This is a genomic window from Gilliamella sp. W8126, from assembly GCF_016102185.1.
Lineage (GTDB): Bacteria > Pseudomonadota > Gammaproteobacteria > Enterobacterales > Orbaceae > Gilliamella > Gilliamella apis_A.
Window position 1 is genome coordinate 88,419 of sequence record NZ_JACFPE010000001.1, and the last position, 25,837, is coordinate 114,255.

The 25,837-nt window shown below is 36.0% G+C and carries 21 protein-coding genes and 1 tRNA gene; 14 read left to right on the forward strand and 8 right to left on the reverse strand.

Features of this window, described 5'->3' with window-relative positions; genetic code table 11:
* Window positions 1–190: 190 nt before the first annotated feature.
* Window positions 191–655, reverse strand: a complete 465-nt coding sequence (locus tag H3S74_RS00415; protein ID WP_198221897.1) for an NfeD family protein — start codon at window positions 653–655, stop codon at window positions 191–193.
* Window positions 656–747: 92 nt separating this feature from the next.
* Entirely contained in the window at window positions 748–1,656 is a 909-nt protein-coding gene (locus H3S74_RS00420; RefSeq protein ID WP_086359750.1) for an SPFH domain-containing protein, read from the reverse strand.
* A gap of 405 nt (window positions 1,657–2,061) precedes the next feature.
* On the opposite strand from H3S74_RS00420, the gene H3S74_RS00425 reads away from it, so the two are divergent.
* The 11 genes from H3S74_RS00425 (at window position 2,062) to truB (ending at window position 15,194) form a co-directional block, all read left to right on the forward strand.
* Window positions 2,062–3,624 (forward strand): anthranilate synthase component 1, encoded by a 1,563-nt coding sequence (locus H3S74_RS00425; RefSeq protein WP_198246944.1) that lies wholly within the window; start codon window positions 2,062–2,064, stop codon window positions 3,622–3,624.
* Complete coding sequence (trpD, locus tag H3S74_RS00430; RefSeq protein ID WP_198246945.1) at window positions 3,624–5,255, forward strand: bifunctional anthranilate synthase glutamate amidotransferase component TrpG/anthranilate phosphoribosyltransferase TrpD; 1,632 nt, start codon at window positions 3,624–3,626, stop codon at window positions 5,253–5,255. Before H3S74_RS00425 ends, trpD begins: the two co-directional genes overlap by 1 nt.
* A 15-nt stretch (window positions 5,256–5,270) precedes the next feature.
* A complete protein-coding gene (gene trpCF, locus H3S74_RS00435; protein WP_232354814.1) occupies window positions 5,271–6,653 on the forward strand; it encodes a bifunctional indole-3-glycerol-phosphate synthase TrpC/phosphoribosylanthranilate isomerase TrpF in 1,383 nt (460 codons plus the stop codon).
* Window positions 6,654–6,676: 23 nt separating this feature from the next.
* Window positions 6,677–7,870, forward strand: a complete 1,194-nt coding sequence (trpB, locus tag H3S74_RS00440; RefSeq protein WP_110448324.1) for a tryptophan synthase subunit beta — start codon at window positions 6,677–6,679, stop codon at window positions 7,868–7,870.
* The gene (trpA, locus tag H3S74_RS00445) at window positions 7,867–8,673 is read left to right on the forward strand and encodes a tryptophan synthase subunit alpha (protein WP_110448323.1); all 807 of its coding nucleotides are present in this window, start codon (window positions 7,867–7,869) and stop codon (window positions 8,671–8,673) included. The genes trpB and trpA overlap by 4 nt, the downstream gene beginning before the upstream one ends.
* Before the next feature lie 216 nt (window positions 8,674–8,889).
* Window positions 8,890–8,966: transfer RNA gene (locus H3S74_RS00450), tRNA-Met, on the forward strand.
* Between the two features lie 192 nt (window positions 8,967–9,158).
* Entirely contained in the window at window positions 9,159–9,620 is a 462-nt protein-coding gene (gene rimP / locus H3S74_RS00455) for a ribosome maturation factor RimP (RefSeq protein ID WP_065578449.1), read from the forward strand.
* A gap of 16 nt (window positions 9,621–9,636) precedes the next feature.
* Window positions 9,637–11,112 carry a transcription termination factor NusA gene (gene nusA, locus H3S74_RS00460; RefSeq protein WP_110448321.1) on the forward strand — a complete coding sequence of 492 codons (1,476 nt, stop codon included), beginning with the start codon at window positions 9,637–9,639 and terminating at the stop codon, window positions 11,110–11,112.
* A gap of 17 nt (window positions 11,113–11,129) precedes the next feature.
* Window positions 11,130–13,781: a translation initiation factor IF-2 gene (infB, locus tag H3S74_RS00465; RefSeq protein ID WP_198246946.1), complete on the forward strand. Its 2,652-nt coding sequence runs from the start codon at window positions 11,130–11,132 to the stop codon at window positions 13,779–13,781.
* Between the two features lie 66 nt (window positions 13,782–13,847).
* A complete protein-coding gene (gene rbfA / locus H3S74_RS00470) occupies window positions 13,848–14,225 on the forward strand; it encodes a 30S ribosome-binding factor RbfA (RefSeq protein WP_034882735.1) in 378 nt (125 codons plus the stop codon).
* A 66-nt stretch (window positions 14,226–14,291) separates the two neighbouring features.
* Window positions 14,292–15,194, forward strand: a complete 903-nt coding sequence (truB, locus tag H3S74_RS00475; RefSeq protein WP_198246947.1) for a tRNA pseudouridine(55) synthase TruB — start codon at window positions 14,292–14,294, stop codon at window positions 15,192–15,194.
* A 30-nt stretch (window positions 15,195–15,224) separates the two neighbouring features.
* On the opposite strand, the gene H3S74_RS00480 is transcribed toward truB, so the two are convergent.
* Window positions 15,225–16,274, reverse strand: coding sequence for a LacI family DNA-binding transcriptional regulator (locus H3S74_RS00480; RefSeq protein ID WP_198199153.1), 1,050 nt, complete (start codon window positions 16,272–16,274; stop codon window positions 15,225–15,227).
* Between the two features lie 179 nt (window positions 16,275–16,453).
* On the opposite strand from H3S74_RS00480, the gene H3S74_RS00485 reads away from it, so the two are divergent.
* Genes H3S74_RS00485 through dnaB form a run of 3 tightly spaced genes read left to right on the forward strand, consistent with a single transcriptional unit; the run spans window position 16,454 to window position 19,725 of the window.
* Window positions 16,454–17,473 carry an aspartate-semialdehyde dehydrogenase gene (locus tag H3S74_RS00485; protein ID WP_198246948.1) on the forward strand — a complete coding sequence of 340 codons (1,020 nt, stop codon included), beginning with the start codon at window positions 16,454–16,456 and terminating at the stop codon, window positions 17,471–17,473.
* A complete protein-coding gene (gene truA / locus H3S74_RS00490; RefSeq protein WP_198246949.1) occupies window positions 17,460–18,251 on the forward strand; it encodes a tRNA pseudouridine(38-40) synthase TruA in 792 nt (263 codons plus the stop codon). The genes H3S74_RS00485 and truA overlap by 14 nt, the downstream gene beginning before the upstream one ends.
* A 49-nt stretch (window positions 18,252–18,300) precedes the next feature.
* Window positions 18,301–19,725: a replicative DNA helicase gene (dnaB, locus tag H3S74_RS00495; protein WP_232350066.1), complete on the forward strand. Its 1,425-nt coding sequence runs from the start codon at window positions 18,301–18,303 to the stop codon at window positions 19,723–19,725.
* A 59-nt stretch (window positions 19,726–19,784) separates the two neighbouring features.
* Here dnaB and H3S74_RS00500 read toward each other — a convergent pair whose 3' ends face one another.
* From H3S74_RS00500 to H3S74_RS00520, 5 genes are all read right to left on the reverse strand, one after another.
* Window positions 19,785–20,621 carry a metal ABC transporter permease gene (locus tag H3S74_RS00500; RefSeq protein ID WP_110448314.1) on the reverse strand — a complete coding sequence of 279 codons (837 nt, stop codon included), beginning with the start codon at window positions 20,619–20,621 and terminating at the stop codon, window positions 19,785–19,787.
* On the reverse strand, window positions 20,618–21,484 hold the full coding sequence (locus H3S74_RS00505; RefSeq protein ID WP_110448313.1) for a metal ABC transporter permease: 867 nt from the start codon (window positions 21,482–21,484) through the stop codon (window positions 20,618–20,620). The genes H3S74_RS00500 and H3S74_RS00505 overlap by 4 nt, the downstream gene beginning before the upstream one ends.
* The gene (locus tag H3S74_RS00510; RefSeq protein WP_110448312.1) at window positions 21,485–22,381 is read right to left on the reverse strand and encodes a manganese/iron ABC transporter ATP-binding protein; all 897 of its coding nucleotides are present in this window, start codon (window positions 22,379–22,381) and stop codon (window positions 21,485–21,487) included.
* Entirely contained in the window at window positions 22,381–23,259 is an 879-nt protein-coding gene (locus tag H3S74_RS00515; RefSeq protein WP_370547451.1) for a metal ABC transporter substrate-binding protein, read from the reverse strand. The genes H3S74_RS00510 and H3S74_RS00515 overlap by 1 nt, the downstream gene beginning before the upstream one ends.
* A gap of 389 nt (window positions 23,260–23,648) precedes the next feature.
* Window positions 23,649–25,751, reverse strand: a complete 2,103-nt coding sequence (locus H3S74_RS00520) for an autotransporter outer membrane beta-barrel domain-containing protein (RefSeq protein ID WP_198246951.1) — start codon at window positions 25,749–25,751, stop codon at window positions 23,649–23,651.
* Window positions 25,752–25,837 lie beyond the last annotated feature (86 nt).

Sequence of the window (25,837 nt, forward strand, 5' to 3'; positions counted from 1 at the left end):
GATAATTACTGTTATAAGTACTTAAGCACTTTAAATTTTATATTGAAGCTGGATTAACAGTAATTATCTTATTATGATAATTACCATGAATTTTTACTATAGAAGATATTTAATAATCGGTTTATCTGATTGATTATTTTTTATGATAAACAAAAAAATACGAGTCATTGACTCGTATTTAATTATTAATTTATTTATTGAGTGCTTTTACTTTCAGTATTATGCCCTCAACTGCAACAACCTCAACAGGATGACCTACTTCTAGATCTTGATTACATTTTGCTGACCATGTGCCGTCTTTGATTTTTACTCGACCTGAACCATTAGTAATGGCTTCGGTAACGATTGTTCTAATGCCAATTAATTCTTGTTGTGGTTGATTAATTTCAACTTTACTTGATTTGTTATTATCGCGTTTTTTTAACCAAGCCCACCAAAGATAAGCGGATATTAACGTAAAAATAGCAAACAAAATCCATAAAACAGGCCAAGACAGTGGTAAAATCCAAGCAATTAAGCCAACAATAATGGCTGCCATTCCACTCCAAAGTGCATATCCGCCAGTTCCTAATAATTCAGCTATCAGCAAAATACCGCCTAAAGCAAAAAATACCCAGTGAGGAGAATCATAAATAACCATTAAAAAATCTGTCATTGGTTGTTACCTATTATTAATTAAATTATATTTCCAATCATCTCTCAAACCAATTTATTATCAGTTAGGGATATGATTTTGCTAAACTTAGTCTATTTAGTATTTTTGATTAATTCGGCAATACCACCAATGCTACCCATTAGACTTGAAGCATCAAGCGGCATCATCACAACTTTACTGTTATCTGAAGCACCGATTTGTTGTAACGCTTCAGTATATTTTTGCGCAACAAAGTAGTTGATAGCATTAATATTACCTGCTGCAATAGCGTCCGAAACCATTTGTGTTGCTTTAGCTTCTGCTTCGGCCGCACGTTCACGTGCTTCAGCTTGTAAAAATGCTGCTTGTTTTTCACCTTCAGCTTTTAAAATTTCTGACTGTTTTTCACCTTCAGAACGTAAAATAGCTGCTTGACGGATACCTTCCGCTTCAAGGATTTCCGCACGTTTATTACGTTCAGCTTTCATTTGTGCATTCATGGCTGCAATTAGTTCTGCCGGTGGTCGAACGTCACGAATTTCAATACGAGTAATTTTTATTCCCCATGGGCTAGTTGCATCATCGACAATACTAAGTAGTTTTGAGTTAATATGGTCACGTTGTGATAACATCTCATCTAGTTCCATACTACCAAGTACTGTACGGATATTTGTCATCATCAGATTAATAACAGCACGCTCAAGTTGGTTAACTTGGTAAGCTGCTCTTGCTGCTTCTTGTACTTGTATAAAGCAAACTGCGTCAATTTGTACATTTGCATTATCTTTAGAAATAACTTCTTGAGATGGGATATCAAGCACTTGTTCCATCATATTAATTTTACGGCCCACACCATCCATAAAAGGAATAATAATATTTAAACCAGGTTCTAAGGTATGAGTGTATTTACCGAAACGCTCGATAGTATATTGGTATCCTTGCGGAACAATAGTGATGGTTTTAAAAACAGTAACTAAAGCAAGTAAAACGATTACTGCTATAAAAATATAAAATATAGGCATAGATCAAAATCTCTAATTTTTATCAATTATTTATCGGAGTCGTTCATTTTAAAGACTAATATCTTGTTTGGCTAGTTTTAATTCGTTTGATAAAAAAGAATAAACTTCTTTACTGTAAAAAGACCTTCTGATTTGTAGCAGATAGCCTTAATTTAAATGTACATAAAATATTCACTTGACAATACATCACCGAACTAGTTTAATAGTACAAAATCTTTTCTAGCAGATACAATAATGATAAATCAGCAATTCACATTAACGCATTGTAAACAAACTACCGTTTTGGGATGGTGGCGCATTACTTCCTGCGGGTGATGTGATGATATCCTTTTTTCATAATACCCGCTCAGTGCGGGTATTTTAGTTTTGCAAAGATAAAAATAATTTTATAAAAGAGAGTCAACAATGAATAAGCCTACATTAACACAGATAATTAAAACCATTGGTTATTATCAGGATCCGACTCAGGTATTTTATCAACTTTGTGATAACAAACCGGCAACATTGTTATTGGAATCAGCTGAAATTGATAATAAGCAAGGTATTAAAAGTGTAATGATAGTTGATAGCGCTTTGACTATTTCTGCACTCAATAACCAAGTCACTTTTCAAGCTTTAACCAGTAACGGACAAAAATTATTGCCTTTATTGCTACAAGCTTTTCCTGATAACGTCGCTAAAACACAATTAGATGAACATAATCTTCAGCTAATTTTTCCGGCTATTGATAATTTGCAAGATGAAGATTCTCGCTTAAAGTCATTATCAATTTTTGATGCACTAAGAACATTATTAAACATCGTTAATATCCCACAACAAGCGAGTTCTGATGCAGTGTTTGTCGGTGGTTTATTTGCTTATGATCTTGTCGCTGGCTTTGAGGATTTACCTCTGTTACCAACCGAACAACGTTGCCAAGACTTTCGCTTTTATTTAGCTGAAACATTACTGGAAATTAATCATAAAGATCGTGTTTCATTGTTAAAAGCAACGGCATTTACTTCTTGTCCTGATGAGACAAAACGCTTGAATCAGCGCTTAACTGAGTTGCAAAGTAAACTCAATCAACCGATGAAAGCGATTAAGACTCAATCTTTAGCAGAAATAAATGTTTCATGTAATAAGAGTGATGATGATTTCAATACTATAGTTAAAAAAATGCAGGATGCTATCCAACAAGGTGAGATTTTCCAAGCCGTTCCTTCAAGACGTTTTTCATTACCATGCCCTGAACCATTATCTGCTTACCAAGTGTTAAAAAATACCAATCCAAGTCCATATATGTTTTATATGCAAGATAGCGATTTTGTTCTGTTTGGTGCATCACCGGAAAGTGCCCTTAAATATAATAAGACCAATAATCAAGTTGAAATTTACCCTATTGCCGGTACTCGACCTCGTGGTTTAACCGCAAGTGGTGAGATTGATTATGATTTGGATAGCCGACTGGAACTTGATATGCGCACCGATAAAAAAGAGTTGGCTGAACACTTAATGCTGGTTGATTTAGCCCGTAATGATTTAGCTCGTATTTGCCAGCCGGGCACTCGTTATACTAAAGAGTTATTAAAAGTTGACCGTTATTCGTGTGTTATGCACCTTGTTTCAAGAATAGTTGGCCAGTTGCGGACTGATCTTGATGCACTACATGCTTATCAAGCAACAATGAATATGGGAACATTAACCGGCGCACCCAAAGTAAGAGCAATGCAGCTAATTGCTGAATCGGAAAAAATAAAACGTGGCAGTTATGGTGGAGCAGTGGGGTATTTAACCGCTAGTGGTGATTTGGATACCTGTATTGTTATCCGTAGTGCTTATGTTGAAGATAACATTGCCACGGTGCAAGCAGGTGGTGGGGTGGTTTTAGACTCAGAACCTCAATCAGAATCGGACGAATCACGTAACAAAGCTCGTGCTGTTGTTCGCGCGATTATGGCAGCACATAATGTAGAAGGTGTATTCTAATGGCTAATATCTTATTTATTGATAATGTTGATTCGTTTACTTATAACTTAGTTAATCAGTTACGTCATAATCAACATAACGTGACGATTTACCGTAATACTATTCCGGCAGATGTGATTATCGAAAAATTATCACATATGCAAAATCCTATCTTAATGTTATCGCCAGGTCCAGGTACGCCAAGTGAAGCTGGTTCAATGCCTGAATTACTAAAACGTTTAAAAGGGAAATTACCGATTATTGGTATCTGCTTAGGCCATCAAGCGATTGTCGAATCTTATGGTGGTATGATTGTACCAGCTGGTGATATTTTGCATGGTAAAGCCTCATTAATTGAACATGATGGTCAAGCTATGTTTAAAGGCTTACCAAATCCATTACCGGTGGCTCGTTATCACTCTTTAAAAGGTGAAAATATACCGAAAACATTAACGATTAATGCCATGTGTAATAACATTGTTATGGCAGTACGTAATGATGAGGATCGGGTTTGTGGTTTTCAATTTCATCCTGAATCGATTTTAACCATTCAAGGGGTAAAATTATTAGAGCAAACCATTGAATGGGCACTTAATCCAGTCCAAAAACAACCGCAAGCAAAACAAGAGGCAATTGTCGATAAGCAAGAATACAACATTCAACCGATTTTAAATAAATTGTATTTAGGACAAGTATTGTCACAACAAGAGAGCAAAATACTATTTAACTTAATTATTCAAGGTAAAATTGAACCAACTGTTTTGGCAACTGCGATTATAAGTATGAAAGTGCGAGGTGAAAAACCAGATGAAATTGCTGGTGCTGCGCAAGCATTACTTGAAAATGCCGATGCTTTTGAAGTTCCTGATTATGATTTTACCGATATTGTTGGTACAGGTGGTGATGGCACTAATAGTATTAATATATCAACAGCTAGTGCTTTTGTTACTGCAGCCTTAGGGTATAAAGTCGCTAAACATGGTAACCGAGGGGTATCAAGTAAATCAGGATCTTCCGATGTACTATCTGCTTTAGGTATTAAATTAAACATGTCAGCGGAAGCCTCACGTAAAGCGCTTGATGAATTAGGGGTATGTTTCTTATTTGCTCAACAATATCATTCAGGTTTCCGTCATGCTGCGCCAGTTCGTCAACAATTAAAAACACGAACAATTTTTAATGTGCTAGGTCCGTTGATAAATCCATCACGACCAAAACGTATTTTACTCGGTGTTTATCATCCTGATTTGATAAAACCGATTGCAGAAACATTAAAAATGTTGAACTATACCCATGCATATGTAGTACATGGTGCAGGTATGGATGAAGTGGCTATTCATGGCGAGACTCAAGTAGCCGAAGTAAAAAATGGTGAAATCAGCTATTTTACGCTAACACCAAAGGATTTTGGTTTACAACAATATACTTTAAAAGATATTGAGGGTGGTACACCTGAAATGAATCGTGATTTGTTGTTAGCTATTTTACAAGGACATGGTAAACCAGCTCATGAAGCGGCTATTGCTGCAAATGTAGCTATGTTAATTAGCTTGTTTGGTGAACCAGACTTAAAACAAAATGCACAACGTGCAATTGAATTGATGCATAGTGGCAAGGCTTATGAGCTATTACAAAAGTTAGCAGCAAGATAATAAGTGGAGAATAACATGGCAATTGCAGCATTAACCGAAAATGTTGAAATGGCAACAGTATTAAAAAAAATCATTCAAGATAAACAGTTATGGCTTGCCGAACAGCAAACTAAAAAACCACTAACTAACTTTAAAAGTAAAGTAGTAGCAAGTGATCGTGATTTTTATCAAACATTAAATCAACCGAAAACGGTATTTATCTTAGAATGTAAAAAAGCGTCACCATCTAAAGGCTTAATTCGTGATGATTTTGATCCGGCAACTATTGCTAAAGTTTATAAAGATTATGCTTCAGCGATTTCAGTTTTAACTGATGAAAAATATTTTCAAGGTAGCTTTGAATTTTTGCCTATGGTACGTAATGAAGTCACACAACCAGTACTTTGCAAAGATTTTATTATCGATGAATATCAAATTTACTTAGCTCGATATTATCAAGCGGATGCTATTTTGTTAATGTTATCAGTGGTAAATGATGATGAGTATCGCCATCTTAGCCAAATTGCTCATCAACTTAAAATGGGAGTTTTAACTGAAGCAAGTACGGAACAAGAAGTTGAACGAGCCATTAATCTTGGCGCCAAAGTTATTGGTATTAATAATCGTAATCTTCGTGATCTGTCAGTAGATTTAAATCGAGTAAAAACATTATCTAAATCTATCCCCGATGATCGAATTATTATCAGTGAATCGGGTATTTACACTCATAATCAAGTTAAAGATCTTAGCCATTATGCTAACGGTTTTTTAATTGGTAGCGCGTTAATGTCTGAGTCAAATTTAAATCTAGCTATTCGTAAGGTGATCCTAGGTGAAAATAAAGTCTGTGGTTTAACCAGAGCGCAGGACGCGATAACTGTCTATCAAGCAGGTGCGATTTATGGCGGATTAATTTTTGTCTCTAATTCACCAAGATATATTACACCAACTAAAGCACGTAGTGTTATTGCAGCAGCACCATTAAATTGGGTGGGAGTTTTTAAAAATAGTGATATAGACGAAGTTTGCCAAATAGCGCAACAATTATCACTGTACGCAGTACAATTACATGGTCATGAAGATGATAATTATATTCAAACACTCCGCCAACAATTGCCAACAACTTGTCAAATTTGGAAAGCATTAAGTATTAGTGATAGTATTCCGAACCATGATAATCCATTAGTCTCTCGTTATATATTTGATAATGGTGCTGGCGGAACGGGTAAAAGTTTTGATTGGTCATTATTAAAGGGTAAAGATTTAAGTAATGTCATTTTGGCTGGTGGTATTAATCCACAAAATGTAAGTCAAGCACTCGCTACTGATGTTATTGGCGTTGACCTTAACTCAGGTGTTGAAATATCGGCCGGAATTAAAGATAAACAAAAAATTACTGCAGTATTTGAACAAATTTAACTAATTATATTGAAGGAATGGTTATGTCTAAATTAAATCCTTATTTTGGCGAATTTGGTGGTCAATATGTACCACAAATATTAATGCCAGTGCTAGAACAACTTGAGGATGCCTTTATATCGGCGATACACGATGCAAGTTTTCAAAAAGAATTTAATGACCTTTTGGTGAACTATGCAGGTCGACCAACCGCATTAACATTGTGTAAAAATCTTACTGCAGGTACCAAAACAAAACTTTATTTAAAACGAGAAGATTTAGTCCATGGTGGTGCCCATAAAACTAACCAAGTCCTAGGCCAAGCATTACTGGCTAAAAGAATGGGTAAAACAGAGATTATTGCCGAAACGGGTGCTGGTCAGCATGGTGTCGCTTCAGCATTAGCTTGCGCATTATTAGGTTTAAAATGCCGAATTTACATGGGAGCAAAAGATGTTCAACGCCAAGCTCCAAATGTATTTAGAATGCGATTAATGGGTGCTACCGTCATTCCAGTTGAAACCGGTTCTGCCACGTTAAAAGATGCTTGTAATGAAGCATTACGTGATTGGTCTGGTAGTTATGAAACCGCACACTATATGTTAGGTACAGCTGCTGGCCCACATCCATTTCCGACCATTGTGCGTGAATTTCAACAAATGATTAGTCGTGAAGCAAAACAGCAAATTATGGAAAAAGAAGGTCGTTTGCCTGACGCAGTCATCGCCTGTGTTGGTGGTGGTTCAAACGCAATTGGTATGTTTGCTAATTTTATTGATGATAAATCAGTTAGATTAATTGGTGTAGAGCCAGGTGGACATGGTATTGAAAGTGGTGAACATGGTGCATCGCTAAAACATGGTAAACTCGGTATCTACTTTGGTATGAAAACACCAATGATGCAAACGGATGAAGGGCAAATTGAAGAGTCTTATTCGGTTTCTGCTGGCCTTGATTTTCCGGCAGTCGGACCACAACATGCATATTTAGATAGTATTGGTCGAGCAGAATATGTCTCTGCCACTGATGATGAAGCGCTTGAAGCCTTCAAAGCATTATCTCGAAGTGAAGGTATCATTCCTGCATTAGAGTCATCGCATGCATTAGCTTATGCACTGAAAATGATTAAAGAAAATCCAAATAAAGAACAATTATTAATTGTTAATTTATCTGGTCGTGGTGATAAAGATATCTTTACGGTTTATGATATATTTAAAGCAAAAGGAGAAATAGAATGAGTCGTTATCAAAAACTGTTTGATCGTTTAACAGTCGAAAAACGAGGTGCATTTGTTCCTTTTGTTCCAGTTGGTGACCCAAATCCACAACTTTCAAGTCAAATTATTCAAACCATGATTGATGCAGGGGCTGATGCGTTAGAATTAGGTATTCCATTTTCTGACCCAATGGCGGATGGACCAACAATTCAAAATGCTAATATTCGTGCTTTTAATGGCGGTATAACTGTTGAGAAATGCTTCGAAATCTTAACTAACATTCGAACTAGCAATCCAGATATTCCTGTTGGATTGTTAATCTATGCCAATTTAGTATTTAAAAATGGTATTGATAACTTTTATGCTAAATGCGCTAAAGCTGGTGTTGATTCTGTTTTAGTTGCTGATTTACCGGTTGAATATGCACAAGAGTTTACTGGTTCTGCAGAAAAACATGGCATAGCTCCGATATTTATCTGCCCACCTAATGCTGATGATGAGGTAATAAAAAATATTGCTAAGCATGGTAAAGGTTATACTTATTTAGTCTCACGAGCTGGTGTAACCGGTACTGAAAATCGTGCGAATAAACCGTTAACTCATTTACTGGAAAAATTGACAGAGTTTAAAGCACCGCCTGCGATTCAAGGATTTGGTATTTCAGAACCAAATCAAGTGAGTGAAGCAATTAAAGCTGGTGCTGCTGGCGCAATTGCAGGATCGGCAACGGTCAAAATTATTGAGAATAACCTTAATAATCCAACCAAAATGTTGAGCGAACTAGCGAGTTTCGTTAAAACGATGAAAGCTGCAACGCAAAAATAATAACAGTAAAACTATCCGCTGATTATTCAGCGGAATTTATTACTTGAAAAAACAATAATTGTACTTATATTAATCATAACTTGAGATTAATTGTAATTAGTTGCGACACAAAATTATAGCTGCTTAGTTTTCAATGACTTTAAACGATTTTGATAATTCTAGTATGATTTTGGGTTGCATATTTTACAAAACATAGTATAATCTTCAGCCATCTATCGCGGGGTGGAGCAGCTTGGTAGCTCGTCGGGCTCATAACCCGAAGGTCGTTGGTTCAAATCCAGCCCCCGCAACCACTTAAATTTTCATTCATACATTAATCTATCCTATTATTATTGTCTGAAAGTTCGAATCAAGTGGCTTCATTATATTAAATTTTAAATGTAGCCTCGCTTGTCGGGGTTTTTTTATGCGTTATGATTCAAACGTGAGTTTAAAAGGAATGTTGGGCTTTATGCCCTTTTTTATTTTCTGCAGTGGAGGTTTGTTTGGCTAATTTAGAACAGCAATTGACCGATATCATTCAAGAACCAGTTAATGCGCTTGGTTTTGAGCTAGTTGGTATTGAATATATTCGTGGTCGTTATCCCGTTTTACGCGTATATATTGATAGTGAAAATGGTATTACCGTTGATGACTGTGCTGATGTTAGTCGACAAATTAGTGCGGTACTTGATGTTGAAGACCCTATCACAGATGCCTACAATCTTGAAGTTTCATCTCCAGGTATGGATAGGCCTTTGTTTACGCTTGAACACTATCAACGTTTTGTTGGTGAAGAAGTCATCGTCAGTTTGCGTATTCCTGTTGCCAATCGTCGCAAGTGGAAAGGACAGATTAAATCCATTGAGAATGAAATGATTACGTTTAATGTAGATGGAAATGATGAAGTGTTTGCTTTTAGTAATATTCAAAAAGCAAACATTGTACCGAATTTTAACCTTAAATAGAGTACAGGTGTAAAGGATGAATAAAGAAATTTTAGCTGTTGTTGAAGCAGTATCTAATGAAAAAGCACTTACCCGAGATAAGATTTTCGAAGCGCTTGAAACCGCATTAGCGACGGCCACTAAAAAGAAACATACTGTTGATATCGATGTTATTGTAAAAATCGATCATAAAACTGGCGATTATGATACGTTCCGTCGTTGGTTAGTGGTAAATGAAGTAACTCAACCTACCAAAGAAATAACCCTTGAAGCAGCACAGTTTGAAGAGCCTGATGTAAAATTAGGTGATTACGTAGAAGAACAAATTGAGTCAGTCGCGTTTGACCGTATTACAACTCAAACCGCTAAACAAGTTATTGTCCAAAAAGTACGTGAAGCTGAGCGTGCCATGGTGATTGACATGTTTAGAAACCGAATCGGTGATATCGTTACTGGTATTGTTAAAAAGACCAATCGTGATAGCGTTATCCTCGATTTAGGTAATAACGCTGACGCAATGATGTCTCGCCATGATATGTTACCTCGTGAAAATTTCCGAATTGGTGATCGTGTGCGAGGTATTTTATATCTTGTTGAACAAGATAATAAACCAGCACAACTTTGTGTTAGCCGTTCAAATCCGAAAATGATGGAAGAGTTATTCCGCATTGAAGTGCCGGAAATCGGTGAAGAGATGATAGACATTAAAGGTGTATCTCGTGATCCAGGTTCTCGTGCTAAAATTGCGGTTAGCAGTAACGATCGTCGTATTGATCCTGTTGGTGCTTGTGTTGGTATGCGAGGCGCTCGTGTTCAAGCGGTTTCAAATGAATTTGGTGGTGAGCGTATCGATATTGTTCTTTGGGATGATAATCCTGCACAATATGTTATCAATGCTATGGCGCCAGCCGATGTTGTGTCAATCGTGGTTGATGAAGATAAACACACTATGGATGTCGCAGTTAATGCTGAAACATTACCACAAGCAATTGGTCGTAATGGACAAAATATTCGTTTAGCATCACAACTTACTGGTTGGACGTTAAATGTTATGAGCACAGAAGATTTGCAAGAAAAACATCAAGCAGAATCTTTTGCAGCAATTAATAATCTAATGAAACATTTAGATATTGAAGAAGATCTTGCCCAGCTTTTAGTTGAAGAAGGTTTTACTTCATTAGAAGAACTAGCTTATGTACCAGTTGAAGAGTTATTAGAAATTGATGAACTTGATGAAGAGCTGGTTGAAGCATTAAGAAATCGAGCAAAAGATGCATTAACAACTATCGCTCTTGCTCATAGTGGTGATAAACGACCTGCTCAAGATTTATTAGATCTACCAGGTATGACACAAGAATTAGCCTATCAATTAGCACAACGAGATGTGGTAACTTTAGAAGATTTAGCTGAACAAGGTACAGATGATCTTGCGGATATTGAAGGTTTAACAAGCACACAAGCTGGCGATTTTATTATGGCTGCCCGTAATATTTGTTGGTTTGCAAATGAATAATTGAGGGAAAGTAATACATGACCAAAGTATCAATCGAAACACTGGCTCAAGAGATAAAAACTCCAGTGGAAACGCTTTTGCAACAGTTTGCTGATGCTGGTATTAAAAAAACTGCATCTGATTCTGTTACCCAAAAGGAAAAAGAAGCTTTGCTTGCGCATTTAAATCCTCAGCAAGGCCCAACAAAATTAACACTACAACGTAAAACACATTCAACATTGAATGTGTCAAGTGGCGGTGGTAAAAGCAAAGAAATTAAAGTTGAAGTTCGTAAAAAACGAACTATTGTTAAACAAGATCCAGCTGAATTAGAAAAAGCACGTCTTGAAGCAGAACAAAAAGCGCAACAAGAAGCTGAGTTAAAAGCGCGTAAAGAAGCTGAAGAAAAGGCAAAATTAGCTGCTGAAGAACAAAAGAAACGTGAAGAAGCAGAAGCTAAAAAGCGTAGTCAAGAACAAAAGGCTAAAGCAGCTCAAGAACAAGCAGCTGATCCAAAAGTGAAAAAAGCACAAGAAGAAAAAGCACGTTTAGAAGCTGAAGCTAACGAAATTAAACGTAAAGCTGAAGAAGAAAACCGCCGTAAACTTGAAGAAGAAGCCAAACGTATGGCAGAAGAAGCGCGTAAACTTGCTGAACAATATAACGAAACAGAAGAAACCAATAATAACAGTGATGATGAAGATTATCACGTAACTACTTCTAAATATGCTCGTGCTGCTGAAGATGATACCGATCGTGAAGTCGAAGGCGGTCGAGGTCGTGGTCGTGGTACTAAACAGACTAAACAGAAAAAAGCCAGCAAATTATCTGAAGGTAAAGCTGAACGTGAAGAAGCTCGAGCTGTAACTCGTGGTAACCACAAGAAAAAAGGCAAAAGTACTTTACAACAAGGCTTTAACAAACCAGTTCAGGCTGTTAACCGAGATGTGGTTATTGGTGAAACCATTACTGTTGCCGAGCTAGCCAACAAAATGGCTGTAAAAGGCTCAGAAGTTATCAAAACCATGATGAAAATGGGTGCAATGGCAACTATTAATCAGGTTATTGACCAAGAAACAGCACAATTGGTTGCTGAAGAAATGGGACACAAAGTGGTACTTCGTCGTGAAAACGAACTTGAAGAATCACTAATGAGCGACCGTGATACAGGTGCAGAAAAAGTTTCACGTGCTCCAGTTGTGACTATCATGGGACACGTTGACCATGGTAAAACATCACTTCTTGACTATATTCGTAAAGCGAAAGTTGCTTCAGGTGAAGCCGGTGGTATTACTCAGCATATTGGTGCTTACCATGTTAAAACCTCAAGTGGCGAAATCACTTTCTTAGATACTCCGGGCCATGCTGCATTTACTTCAATGCGTGCTCGTGGTGCTAAAGCAACAGATATCGTGGTATTAGTTGTTGCAGCAGATGATGGTGTTATGCCACAAACCATTGAAGCGATTCAACATGCTAAAGCCGCTAATGTACCAATTGTCGTTGCGGTTAACAAAATTGATAAACCTGAAGCCGATCCAGATCGTGTTAAAGGCGAACTAGCTCAATATGGCGTTATGTCAGAAGATTGGGGTGGGGATACTCAATTCGTTCATGTTTCAGCAAAAGCGGGAACGGGTATTGACCAATTATTAGAAGCGATTCTGTTACAAGCGGAAGTTCTTGAGCTTACTGCTTATGAAACGGGTATGGCTAGTGGTGTGGTTATTGAATCATTCCTTGATAAAGGTCGTGGTTCAGTGGCAACTGTGCTGGTTCAATCAGGTACTTTACGTAAAGGCGATATTGTATTGTGTGGTTTCGAATATGGCCGTATTCGTGCGATGCGTAACGAATTAGGTAAAGAAGTTACTGAAGCTGGTCCTTCAATTCCGGTAGAGATTTTAGGTCTTTCTGGTGTACCGTCAGCAGGTGATGAAGCGACAGTTGTTCGAGATGAAAAGAAAGCTCGTGAAGTAGCCCTATATCGTCAAGGTAAATTCCGTGATGTTAAACTAGCTCGTCAACAGAAAGCTAAACTTGAAAACATGTTTACTAACATGACTGAAGGTGATGTATCTGAACTTAATATCGTCCTTAAAGCTGACGTACAAGGTTCCGTTGAAGCAATTTCTGATTCATTACTTAAACTATCTACTGATGAAGTTAAAGTTAAAATCATTGGTTCAGGTGTAGGTGGTATTACTGAAACTGACGCATCACTTGCTGCAGCATCTAATGCGATCATTTTAGGCTTCAACGTTCGTGCTGATGCATCTGCGCGTAAAGTTGTAGAGGCTGAAAACTTAGACTTACGTTATTATTCAGTTATTTATGACCTTATTGATGAAGTTAAACAAGCAATGAGCGGTATGCTTGCTCCAGAATATAAGCAAGAAATTATAGGCCTTGCCGAAGTACGTGATGTGTTTAAATCACCTAAATTTGGTGCAATTGCTGGTTGTATGGTTACTGAAGGCGTAGTTAAGCGTCATAATCCAATTCGTGTATTACGTGATAACGTGGTTATCTATGAAGGCGAACTTGAATCACTACGTCGCTTCAAAGATGATGTTAACGAAGTTCGTAATGGTATGGAATGTGGTATTGGTGTTCGTAACTACAACGATGTTCGTGTTGGTGATAATATCGAAGTCTTTGAAACTGTCGAAATCAAACGTACTATTTAATTAATACGTTAACATGTTATAAGCAAGGTTTTAGCCTTGCTTATTCACATTTTAAGGAAAATAGATATGGCAAAAGCATTTAATCGATCATCTCGAGTTGGACATGAATTACAAAAAGAGATTGCGATTATTTTACAGCGTGAAATCAAAGATCCACGCTTAGGCATGGTGACTGTTTCTGGTGTAGATATTTCACGTGATCTCTCTTATGCCAAAGTATTTGTCACTTTTTTAAATGATGATGATCCACAAGTTATTGAACAAGGATTGAATGTCTTAAATGATGCAAAAGGGTATATTCGAACGTTGATCGGTAAAGCTATGCGTTTACGAATTATTCCTGAAATTAAATTCTTTTATGATGAATCGCTTGTCAAAGGCATGCAGATGTCTAGTTTAGTCTCTGATGTGATTAAGCAAGACAACGAACGTCATAAAGATTAATAATTAAAAACACTCAATTTTTGTAAAAAATATTGAGAAGTGTTATCCGTTTCAATTTAAATATCTATGATGAATATAAAAAAAATTCGCCGTGATGTTCACGGCGTTTTGTTATTAGACAAACCACAAGGCATTACATCAAATGATGCCTTACAAAAAGTGAAAAGACTATTTAATGCTAAAAAGGCAGGTCATACTGGTGCTCTCGATCCTTTAGCAACAGGAATGTTACCGATTTGTTTTGGCGAAGCAACTAAATTTTCACAATACTTATTAGATTCTGACAAGCGTTATCGAGTAATTGCTAAATTGGGTGAGCGGACAGACACATCTGATGCTGATGGGCAAATAATCTGTACCAAATCCGTTGATGTTACTCAACTTCAAATTGAGCAAGCATTAACTCATTTTCGTGGTGATATTTTACAAGTTCCCACCATGTTTTCGGCTTTAAAATATCAAGGTAAGCCGCTTTATGAATATGCTCGTCAAGGTATTGTCATTGAACGGGAAGCCAGACCGATCACGGTTTACGAAAACCAGTTTATTCAATATGATTCGGCTAAACAGGAATTAACGTTAGAGATCCATTGTTCAAAAGGGACTTATATCCGTACTATCATTGATGATTTAGGTGAATTACTCGGTTGTGGAGCCCATGTGATTTATTTAAGACGTTTACAAGTGTCAAATTATCCAATCGATAAAATGATTGGCTTGGATGAGTTAGAAAATATTACTGATAAAACACAATTACTTATGCCGGTAGATAGTCCATTACAAGATAGTCCGAAAGTGCAATTGAATGATAGCCAAGGTAGCGATATCTTATTAGGTAGAACTATCAAATTAGCTGACAGTGTAGCAGTAGAAACTTTAGTTAGAATTTATCAAGATCAGCAATTTATTGGTGCAGGTATACAACTATTGGATAAATTGTCACCTAAAAGATTGATTTCAACTTCTTAACTTTTTTAACTACCTTTTATTAACAAATAATTAGTTGATAAAAAAAGCTTCGGTTTCAATAATATGGCATCGTGCTAACGATGTCATATTTTGTTTAAGTAAATCACAAAGTAAGTGTACTGATTTATTGCCCATCTCATAGAGTGGTTTGTTAATTCTATTCAATTTATCCAAGTCATTATATTGATATTCATTGCTATGGCTAATATAAGCAATTGACAGTGATTTTAACTGATTTGATTGGCCTTTATTGATTTGATGTAAGGCACCAAATAGAGAACGATAACAAGATAAATAATTTTGTGCATGATAACTATCTGAATTGAAGAAAGATAAACTGCTTAAATCTTCAAAAATAATAGCTGTTGGTGGTTTATTACTATTTAATAAAGTTTTAATTGCATCTCGACCATGTTCATAAGTTAAACAGCCTTGAATGATATAGTCAGAATCAATTGGTAAATTATGTCGTTGTAAGGATTGTTGATAACCTTGTAGGAAAAACGATGAGTTGATGCTTTTATCGCTATTAACAAAAATAGCGATCCGTTGGTTGCCTTTTTTAATTAAATATTGCGTTGTTTTAAAACCAATGGTGAGATGATCAAAATAGACACAAGAAAAATTATGTTTAAAATGATTCACAAATACCATTGGTGGTAATGATTTTTTATAACTATACAGATTGTCTAAATAAGGTGCTTGATTAATTATTAAAATACCAATAAAGCGATTTTGAGTAATGTACTGAATCAAATGATAAATATCACAGTCGTCTTGGTAAGAAAATTGTAAATAACAAAATTGTAATTTAACTTCACATAAAGCTTGTTCAATACCAAAATTGATTAAACTTTTTGAAATAAGTTGATTATCAATAATTAATATTCTATTGCTGGAATGATTGAGTTGGTAGTCTTTCAAGTTTTCAGACAAATCAACATTTAAATCTTTCATAGCTTGATAAACAACAGATTGGGTTTGTGACGATGTCATATTAGGAGTTCTTAGTACTCTAGATACAGATGCTACTGAAACCTTAGCTTTTTTCGCAATCGCTGATAAAGTGATTTTTGCCATAATTTTCACTGCAATCGAATAACTGATAAAATCACTTTAACGAACAACAGCGAAATTGTAATTAGCTAATATCTATTTTTTCGAGCAATATTCCAAAGTTAGAAAACATCTTTTTTGCAAAATCTTTGGCAATATAGTGGTATAATTACTGCCATATTTTTTTAATTTGGGTTTAATATATGACTGCATGGAATATAGCTATTGTTGGTGCAACAGGGCAAGTAGGCTCTGCGTTGGTTGAGTTATTGCAAGAACGTAGCTTACCAAAAAAAAGTTTTGAAATTGATAATCTTTACCTAGTTGGTAGTGATAACAGCGCTGGCGAAGTGGTGCGTTTTGCTGGTAAAAATTTAACGGTTATTGATAGTGAGCAGATGGATTGGAGTCAATGCCATTTTGCTTTTTTTGTTGCTGGTAGTAAAACCAGTGAAAAATATGCTCAAACAGCAGCGCAAGTAGGCTGTATCGTTATTGATGCTAGTGGTTTTTTTGCTGATCAGGATCATATTCCATTAATTGTACCGAAAGCAAATAACAGTGTTCTAACCGAATATCGCAATGAAAACATTATAGCTGTTGCTAGCCCTACCATTTCACAATTACTACGCTGTGTTGCTTCGCTAACTGATATTCAGTTATTGACTAATTTACATTTAAGTAGCTTCATTCCTTCTTCATTATATGGCAAACCAGGTGTTGACGAGCTTGCTGGGCAAAGTGCTCGGTTACTAAATGGTATGCCTGTTGATAATCAACTGTTTGACAATCAACTTGCTTTTAATTTATTACCGGTTTCTCATGAGTCTGACCACTTAAATTTAGGTGAACACTCACAAATTAATCAAATCCGTAAAGTGATAAGCAATTATGATTTACCTATCTCTATTGAATCAGTTATTGTTCCCGTATTTTATGGATTGGCTCAAGCGGTTAATGTTTCAAGCAGTTTACCAATTGAATTAGATATGGCCCGTTTTGGTGAATTTGGCGTTGAAGTAAAAAGTGAAGATTTACCAACACCGGTAACCGAAGTAAATACTGATGCTGAAAGTAATCTGACGATCAAACTCGCTAATTTACGACACAGTTATGGTAATTATGAGCAAATCCAATTTTGGTCAGTGGCGGATAATGTCCGTTATTTAGGTGGTTTAATGTTAATCGAGACGTTAGAGATCTTAATTAATGACTACCTGTAAGATTGCCTTAGGTATTGAATATGATGGTAGCGGTTATTTTGGTTGGCAACGTCAACAACATGTTGATTCAGTACAACAAAGATTAGAATCAGCCTTGTCAGTAATCGCTAATGAACCTATCGCGGTATTTTGCGCTGGGAGAACTGATGCCGGAGTTCATGCAACAGGACAAGTCATTCATTTTGAAACCACTGCTCATCGTGCTGAAGGAGCATGGACAATGGGAGTCAATTCCTATCTTCCTGACAATATCGCTGTGCGCTGGGCAAAAAGTGTTGATGATAGTTTTCATGCTAGATTTAGCGCAACAGCTCGCCGTTATCGATATATTATTTATAATCATCGTTATCGTCCGGCTATTTTAGCTAAAGGTGTGTCACATTATTATCTGCCATTAAATGAACAACTCATGCATCAAGCAGCACAATATTTATTAGGTGAAAATGACTTTTCATCATTTAGAGCTGCGCAATGTCAGTCACGGACTCCATGGCGTAATATTCACCATATTGAAGTTACAAGACAGGGTGAATATGTTGTTGTCGATATTAAAGCTAATGCTTTTGTTCACCATATGGTGCGTAATATTGTTGGCAGTTTGTTGGAAGTTGGTGCAGGTAACCAATCACCACAATGGATCGAAGCTTTATTAGCGGCAAAAGATCGTACCCAAGCAGCAGCAACGGCAAAACCTGAAGGATTATATTTGGTTCAGGTGGATTATCCATTAGAATATCAAATTCCTAATTGCACTTTAGGTCCATTATTTATACAGTAAGCGAATTAGTTATAGGTTAAATTAATTTAAAAACACAAAGATGAATGCAATGAAAAATGATGAAACAAGTTCGAATAAAGAACTCAAAAATCAAGACGCAAAAAAATCAAAACTGCAAAATATAAAGTTGCCTCCTCATTCAATCGAGGCAGAACAAGCTGTGCTTGGTAGCCTAATGTTGGATAATCAACGTTGGGATGTTGTCGCAGAAATGATTACAGACCGTGATTTTTATTCTCGTCATCATCAATTAATATTTTCGGAAATGCATACCTTAGTCAGTCGTGGCACTCCGATAGATTTAATAACACTTTCTGAAAGTTTAGAAAGTAAGGATTTGCTGATCGATGTTGGTGGATTTGCGTATTTAGCTGAACTTTCTAAAAATACCCCTAGTGCGATTAATGTGGTTGCATATACCGATATTATTCGTCAACAAGCTATATTGCGTGAACTGATTAGTGCTTCAAATGAAATAGCCGACAACTGCTATTCAACTGAAGGTCGAGATAGTACGGAAATTTTAGACTTAGCTGAAAGCAAAATTTTCCAAATTGCCGAAAGTCGTACCAAGCAAGGTGAAGGGCCTAAAAATATTACCGATGTGCTTGAAGCTACGGTAGCAAAAATTGAAGAACTATTCCAACGCCCACATGATGGAGTGACTGGCGTATCAACAGGCTTCCTTGACCTAGACAAGAAAACCGCAGGTTTACAACGTTCAGATTTAATTATTATTGCTGCTCGTCCATCAATGGGTAAAACCACATTTGCTATGAATCTTTGTGAAAATGCCGCCATGATGCAAGAAAAACCGGTTCTTATTTTTAGTCTTGAGATGCCATCAGAGCAAATTATGATGCGTATGTTAGCATCGCTATCACGTGTTGACCAAACTCGTATTCGTACAGGTCAACTACAAGATGATGACTGGGCTAGGATATCGAGCACTATGGGCTTACTCCTTGAGAAGAAAAATATCTATATCGATGACTCATCAGGATTAACACCTATGGAATTGCGTTCACGAGCACGACGAATCTATCGTGAACATAAAGGATTAAGTATGATCATGGTCGATTATTTACAGCTTATGCGTGTACCTAATATTTCTGAAAATCGAACACTTGAGATCGCTGAAATTTCACGCTCATTAAAAGCATTAGCAAAAGAATTGCAAATCCCAGTGGTTGCACTTTCTCAGCTTAACCGTAGCTTAGAGCAACGTGCCGATAAACGACCTGTTAACTCTGACTTACGTGAATCAGGATCTATTGAACAAGATGCTGACGTGATTATGTTTATCTATCGTGATGAAGTCTATAACGAAGCTTCGGAACATAAAGGTATTGCCGAAATCATTTTAGGTAAACAGCGTAATGGTCCAATAGGTAAAGTGAGATTAAAATTCCAAGGTCAATTTTCAAGATTTGATAATTATGCTGATGCCAGTAAATATTTAGATGATGAATAATAAAATCAACTAAATAACTAGTGTAAATGTGAAAAAATATAACATTTACACTAGAACAATTAACGCTTTATCTTATGGTTAGCATAGACTCGATAAAACTGAGCAACAATAAAGATAAACGCCTGTAAAATCACAATACAAGCACTGGTAGATGCATCTAAATGAAAACTGATTAATGTGCCCGTTACTGTCGAAAAAACCGATACAATCACGGCAATTATTAGCATTTTCTCAAATCGTTTGGTTAATAAAAATGCAGTGATACCAGGTGCAATTAGCATTGCAATAACCAATATAACACCTGCGGCTTTTAGTGATCCAACAATGGTTAATGCTAAAATACTTAATAAACCGTAATGCAATAATTTAACAGGCAAACCAACCACTTTGGCTTGTACGGCATCAAAGCAGTACAACATTAAATCGCGGCGCTTAACAATCACTATAACCGAAACAATGCCCGCAATAGCAATAATCTGTATTAATTCTTGATAACTAGTACCTAATACGCTACCAAATAGAATATGGTTTAAATGTTGGGATGTTTCTACTTTAGAAAATAGCACCAAGCCAAAAGCAAACATTCCCGAAAAAACAATACCCATCACGGTATCTTCTTTAATTCGACTGTTTTCCTTAATATAACCGGTGGCGACAGAACAAAATAATCCTGAAGTAAACGCACCTATCATTAGGGGGATTCCAATTAAATAAGCGAGTACAATACCAGGTAATACTGCATGAGAAATAGCATCCCCCATTAATGACCAGCCTTTTAATACTAAAAAGCACGATAGCAAAGCACAAACAATCCCCGTAGCTAAGGCAGCCAGAATAGCACGTTGAACAAAAGGAATTGTTAGGGGATGATAAATAAGCTCCCATAACATAGTCATACCACTCCCCCTTTAATGCGTCTTGCTTGTCTAATTCGACGACGGTTGGAAATCAATCCTTGTCTTGGCGCAAAGAAGAAAGCAGTCAAAAAGATTAAGGTTTGTAGTGTCACAATCACGCCACCGGTTTCGCCATTTAAAAAATAACTTATCCAAGCGCCAATTGCACTAGTTGATGCACCAATAACCACAGAAATAATTAATAACCTTGTAAACCTATCAGTGAGTAAGTAAGCGGTTGCGCCTGGCGTTACCACCATCGCAATGACTAATATTGCCCCCACAGTTTGCAGAGCTGCAACCGTACAAGCACTTAAAATAGTGAAAAATAGAATCTTTAATGGTAATGGTTTTAAACCAATAGAGCGTGCATGTGTTTCATCAAAAAACACCACTAACAGATCTTTCCAGAATAAGAGTAACAAAATAAACGAAACCAAAATGATGATTTGCACTTGTCTCATATCACTATCATCAATTCCCAAAATATTTCCAAAAATAATAGTTTGGGCATTAATTGAGGTTGGATTTAATGAGATGATTAAAAGGCCAATAGCAAAAAAGGTGGAAAAGATAAAACCTATAATTGCATCTTCTTTTAAACGGGTAAAAGCACGGACAATGATTATTGATAAAGCTGCCAACAATCCTGTAAAAAACGCCCCAACCGAATAAGGGTAGCCGATCGCATAGGCACCAGCTACACCAGGTACTACAGAGTGGGAAAGAGCATCACCCATTAAAGACCAGCCTTTTAACATCAAAAACGCTGATAAAAATGCACAAGCGGCGCCAACTATACTACTTACCCAAATTGCTTTTAACATAAAGCCATAGGTAAAAGGTTCCAGAAGTAGTTCCATTTAGTTTTGCCCTTTAGGTTCAATTATCGTTGGTTCGACTAATAAATCTTGATGAGGTGAACTATCACCACCTTCACCGTAAAATACAGCAGCACGTTCATCATCAGTTAAAATTGACATCTTGCGAGGATCTTCATCCTCATGCAATTGTTCACCTGATAAGCTTAAATAACGTAATGCACCACCAAAAGTTGTCATCAAATTTTGTGGTGTAAAGGTGGTTTTGGTTTCGCCAAAAGCCAATACGGTTTGGTTAATTAACACCACTTGATCACAAAATTCAGGTACGCTACCTAAATTGTGGGTAGAAACCAAAATCAAATGGCCTTCATCACGAAGATCTTTAAGCAGATCGATAATAGCATTTTCTGTTTTAACATCGACGCCGGTAAATGGTTCGTCTAACAACAATACCTTACCTTGCTGAGCCAAAGCTCTTGCTAAAAAAACACGTTTTTTTTGACCACCAGAAAGTTGACCAATCTGGCGATGTTTAAAATCTAACATATTGACCCGTTCTAGCGCTAAATCGACTTGTCTTTTGTCCTCTTTACTTGGTATTCGCAAAAAAGACATGTGACCATAGCGTCCCATCATCACCACATCAGAAACTAAAACCGGAAAATCCCAATCGACTTCCTCTGTTTGTGGAACATAGGCAATAATATTTTGCTTCAATGCTTGTTTTACCGAAATATTATTAAAAGTCACTTGTCCTTTAGTTGGTTTTATCATTCCCATAATGCTTTTAAATAGTGTTGATTTACCACTACCATTAACGCCAACCAGCGCACAGATTGTGCCACCATTTAAACGAAAGCTTGCATCATGAATTGCGGTGTGACCGTTATTATAAGTCACGGTAATATCATCAACATTTAAGCAAATTTGAGTCATTATTTTTCAAATCCTTTAGCGATTGTTTCAACAGTCACTTTTAATAAATCGATATAAGTTGGTACTGGGCCATCTTGAGTTGAAAGTGAATCAACATATAGCACACCACCGTATTTAGCTCCGGTTTCTTTACTGACTTGTTTTGCAGGTTTATCTGAAATGGTGCTTTCACTAAATAAGACAGGGATATTATTCGCTCGAACTAAGTCAATAAGATTCTTAACTTGTTTGGGAGTACCTTGTTGTTCCGCATTAATTGGCCATAAGTAAGCTTCTTTAAGATTATAATCACGAGCTAAATAACTGAATGCCCCTTCACTGGTGACTAACCAACGTTGTGATTCTGGAATTTTAGCTAAACGCTCACGAAGTGGGGCATCTAGCGCTTTAATTTTAGCTACATAATCTGCGGCATTCTTATTATAAATTTCGGCATTTTTAGGATCATATTTAACAAAAGCGGCTCGAATATTTTCAATATAGATTAAAGCTAAGGTTGGTGACATCCAAGCATGTGGATTTGGGTTACCTTTATAACTGCCTTCTTGAATTGGCATAGGATCGATTCCTTCTGTAACTACAACTGAAGGTACATCTTTAATATCCTCAAAAAAACGTTTAAACCAAAGTTCCAAATTTAAACCATTCCAAAGCACCAAATCGGCAGAGAGAGCTTTAGTAATATCTTTTGGGGTAGGATCGTATTCATGAATTTCGGCTCCTACCTTGGTAATGGATTCAACAATTGCAGCATCACCTGCAACGTTTTGGGCAATATCTTGAATGACGGTAAATGTGGTAACCACTTTAAATTTCTTTTCATCAGCCGATGCTGAATTAGCTAAGCCAGTTAAAACTAACAATGATGTTAATATCATATTTAATAACGTTTTGCGGCTTTTAAAAAAATTAAATTTCATTAGCGAATCCTTATTAATACTACTTGCTCAAGCTAGATCGAAATACAAAAATAAGTTATAGATAAAATTAGTCAGAAATGAATGAAATCCTTTTCTAAATAAATTATTAATAACAAAACCGTAACATTTAAATGTTAATGAGAATTATTATCATTTAATTAGTGAAAGTCAAATTATTTTTTATAACTAATTCTATTAATGTTAAATAAAGATACAAAAAAAGCGTAGATAGATACATCTATTAGATTGATAGCTAATGTAGTGTTAAACTTAATGATAATTGAAAAAATCACACGCTCAGTTAATCAGCGTGTGATTGATATGATCGATTTAAATAAAGTTATGCATTAGAACGAATAGCGGTAACCACCATTAACTTGTAATAAATCGAATTTATTCCCTGGTGAGCTTTCTAAATCTAAATAAATATTATGATTTTGATTTATTTGAGCGTTTATACCAACGCCATTATTCCACCAATTGCCTTTAAATGAATGGCTTTCTTTATGGTTATTTAGTTTATAGTAAGTATCACCATCAAACTCTCTTACAATACCGGTTTTAGCATAGAGATTGATGCTATTTTTATCTGATTTATATTCATAACCAAATAGAGCTGATGCTCGGCCTAGTAATGAATTATAGTTGCCTAATTTAACATTAAGGCCATTAGAAGCATTAATCGTAGTACCATTTTGATGACTATATGATAACTGTGTTTGTGGTTCGATATAGAAATCATTAATTTTAAATTTCTGACCTAATTCCATTGATACACCAATTCCATTGGAATGTCCTGAACCTTGTACACGATTATTCGCTGTATCTCTAACTTTAAATTGATTTTTTAGACGGTCATATTTGGCAATACCATCAATATAAAAGCCACTATTATCTAAATAAGTTGCATATAGACCGGCGTTAAATGAACGCAGTGAACCATCACCTTTACGATAATTTGGGTCACCATAAGTCTGTCCGACAAAAGTACCAATGACAAATGGTGAACTTTCAGATAACTGTTTGTCAGCCCCAAATTGGAAACCATGATAGCGCATATCGAATTGACTTAATTTACCACTAGAAAATGAATCTAATTTACCGGTGAAACCACGTAACCAAACATCACCAAATTCGCCACTAGTTCGCATATCACCTAAACGTTTTAAAAGGGTTTGAGTTTCAACATAACTCATCAAATAGTTAGCATTAAGAAAACTAACACTCGCCATAGCCGATGAGGTAATCGGTTGTCCTGTGAGGACATAATCTTTCCCTTCTTTATTTAAACTATATTGATAACCACCGAGTTCTACATCATGATTAGTTTTAAATTCTGCTGTATTTGTCGCATTCTCATCGATTTCAACTAGAGTTAACTTTTCATTACCAGTAGTTTTTGCAGAACCATTATTAATTAGGTTAATCGTATGGGTTCCTTCAGCTGAAACTGTTCGATTGGTATCAGATGATTTTGAGATAATAATTTTGTCGCTTTGTTGAGCGGCAATATCGGTACGTAAATTAAACGTCGAAGCTCCTTTTAAATTTTCGATAACGAGCTCACCAAAGTAGTCATCATTATCATTCTCAATATTAGTAAATATTATATTTCCTTGTCCTGATAATTCAGTTAAATAAGAATCGTAACCATCAAGTTCCCAAGAAGAGCCTTTGGCTAGATTCATTTTTATAATTCCTGTGGTATCTTGATTAGGCTCGTCAGGATCATCAGGGTCTCCAAATGCTGAAACTTCCCCGACAATTTTAGAGCCCGCAGCTAAATCTAGAATTACCTTACCACCAAACTCAGCCCATATATCGCCTTTTATAATGGATTTATTTTTGATTTCTAATAATGCACCGCTATTAATAAAAAGATTACCATTGATATAAGATTCACCATTTAATGTCACATTTGAACCAGTTCCTGATAGAAAAATAGCATCAATATCACTATCTATATGTGTTTCATCATTAAATGTTATACTACTTCCTCCCATAATAAAAATAGTCTCATCATCTTCGCTACTTTTAGATCTTAAATTTGCTTTTCCATTAACAGTCAAGTTGACATTTTTATCTAATAAAGAAATAGCATTCATTTTCTCGCCGTTCATTTCAATGTTAAGATCTCCATTAAATACAACAAATGATTCTCCTATCGGAGACCACGGTGAAAATGCGCTAATACCTGAAATATTAAACTTATCATCAAGATTGTGTAAATCATCTCTGGACATAATTATGCTAACATCTTTTTCAAAAACAGTATTACTTCCAGAAGTTATATTTATTGCCGATGTAACATTATCTCTAAAACTCTCGAAATTATGTGTTTCCGGAATATTTACTTCATCAGTAAAAGTTTGTGTACCTTGTAAATTCAAAGCGTTAACCGTTAATGGCATAACTAGGGATAATAATGTAATTAATTTTTTCTTTTTCATCTCTTTTCTCTTTCTTTTCCTTATATATTCACAAACAGCCTAACAGAATAAAATAGGTTACTCAAATTAGTAATTGTTATTATCGA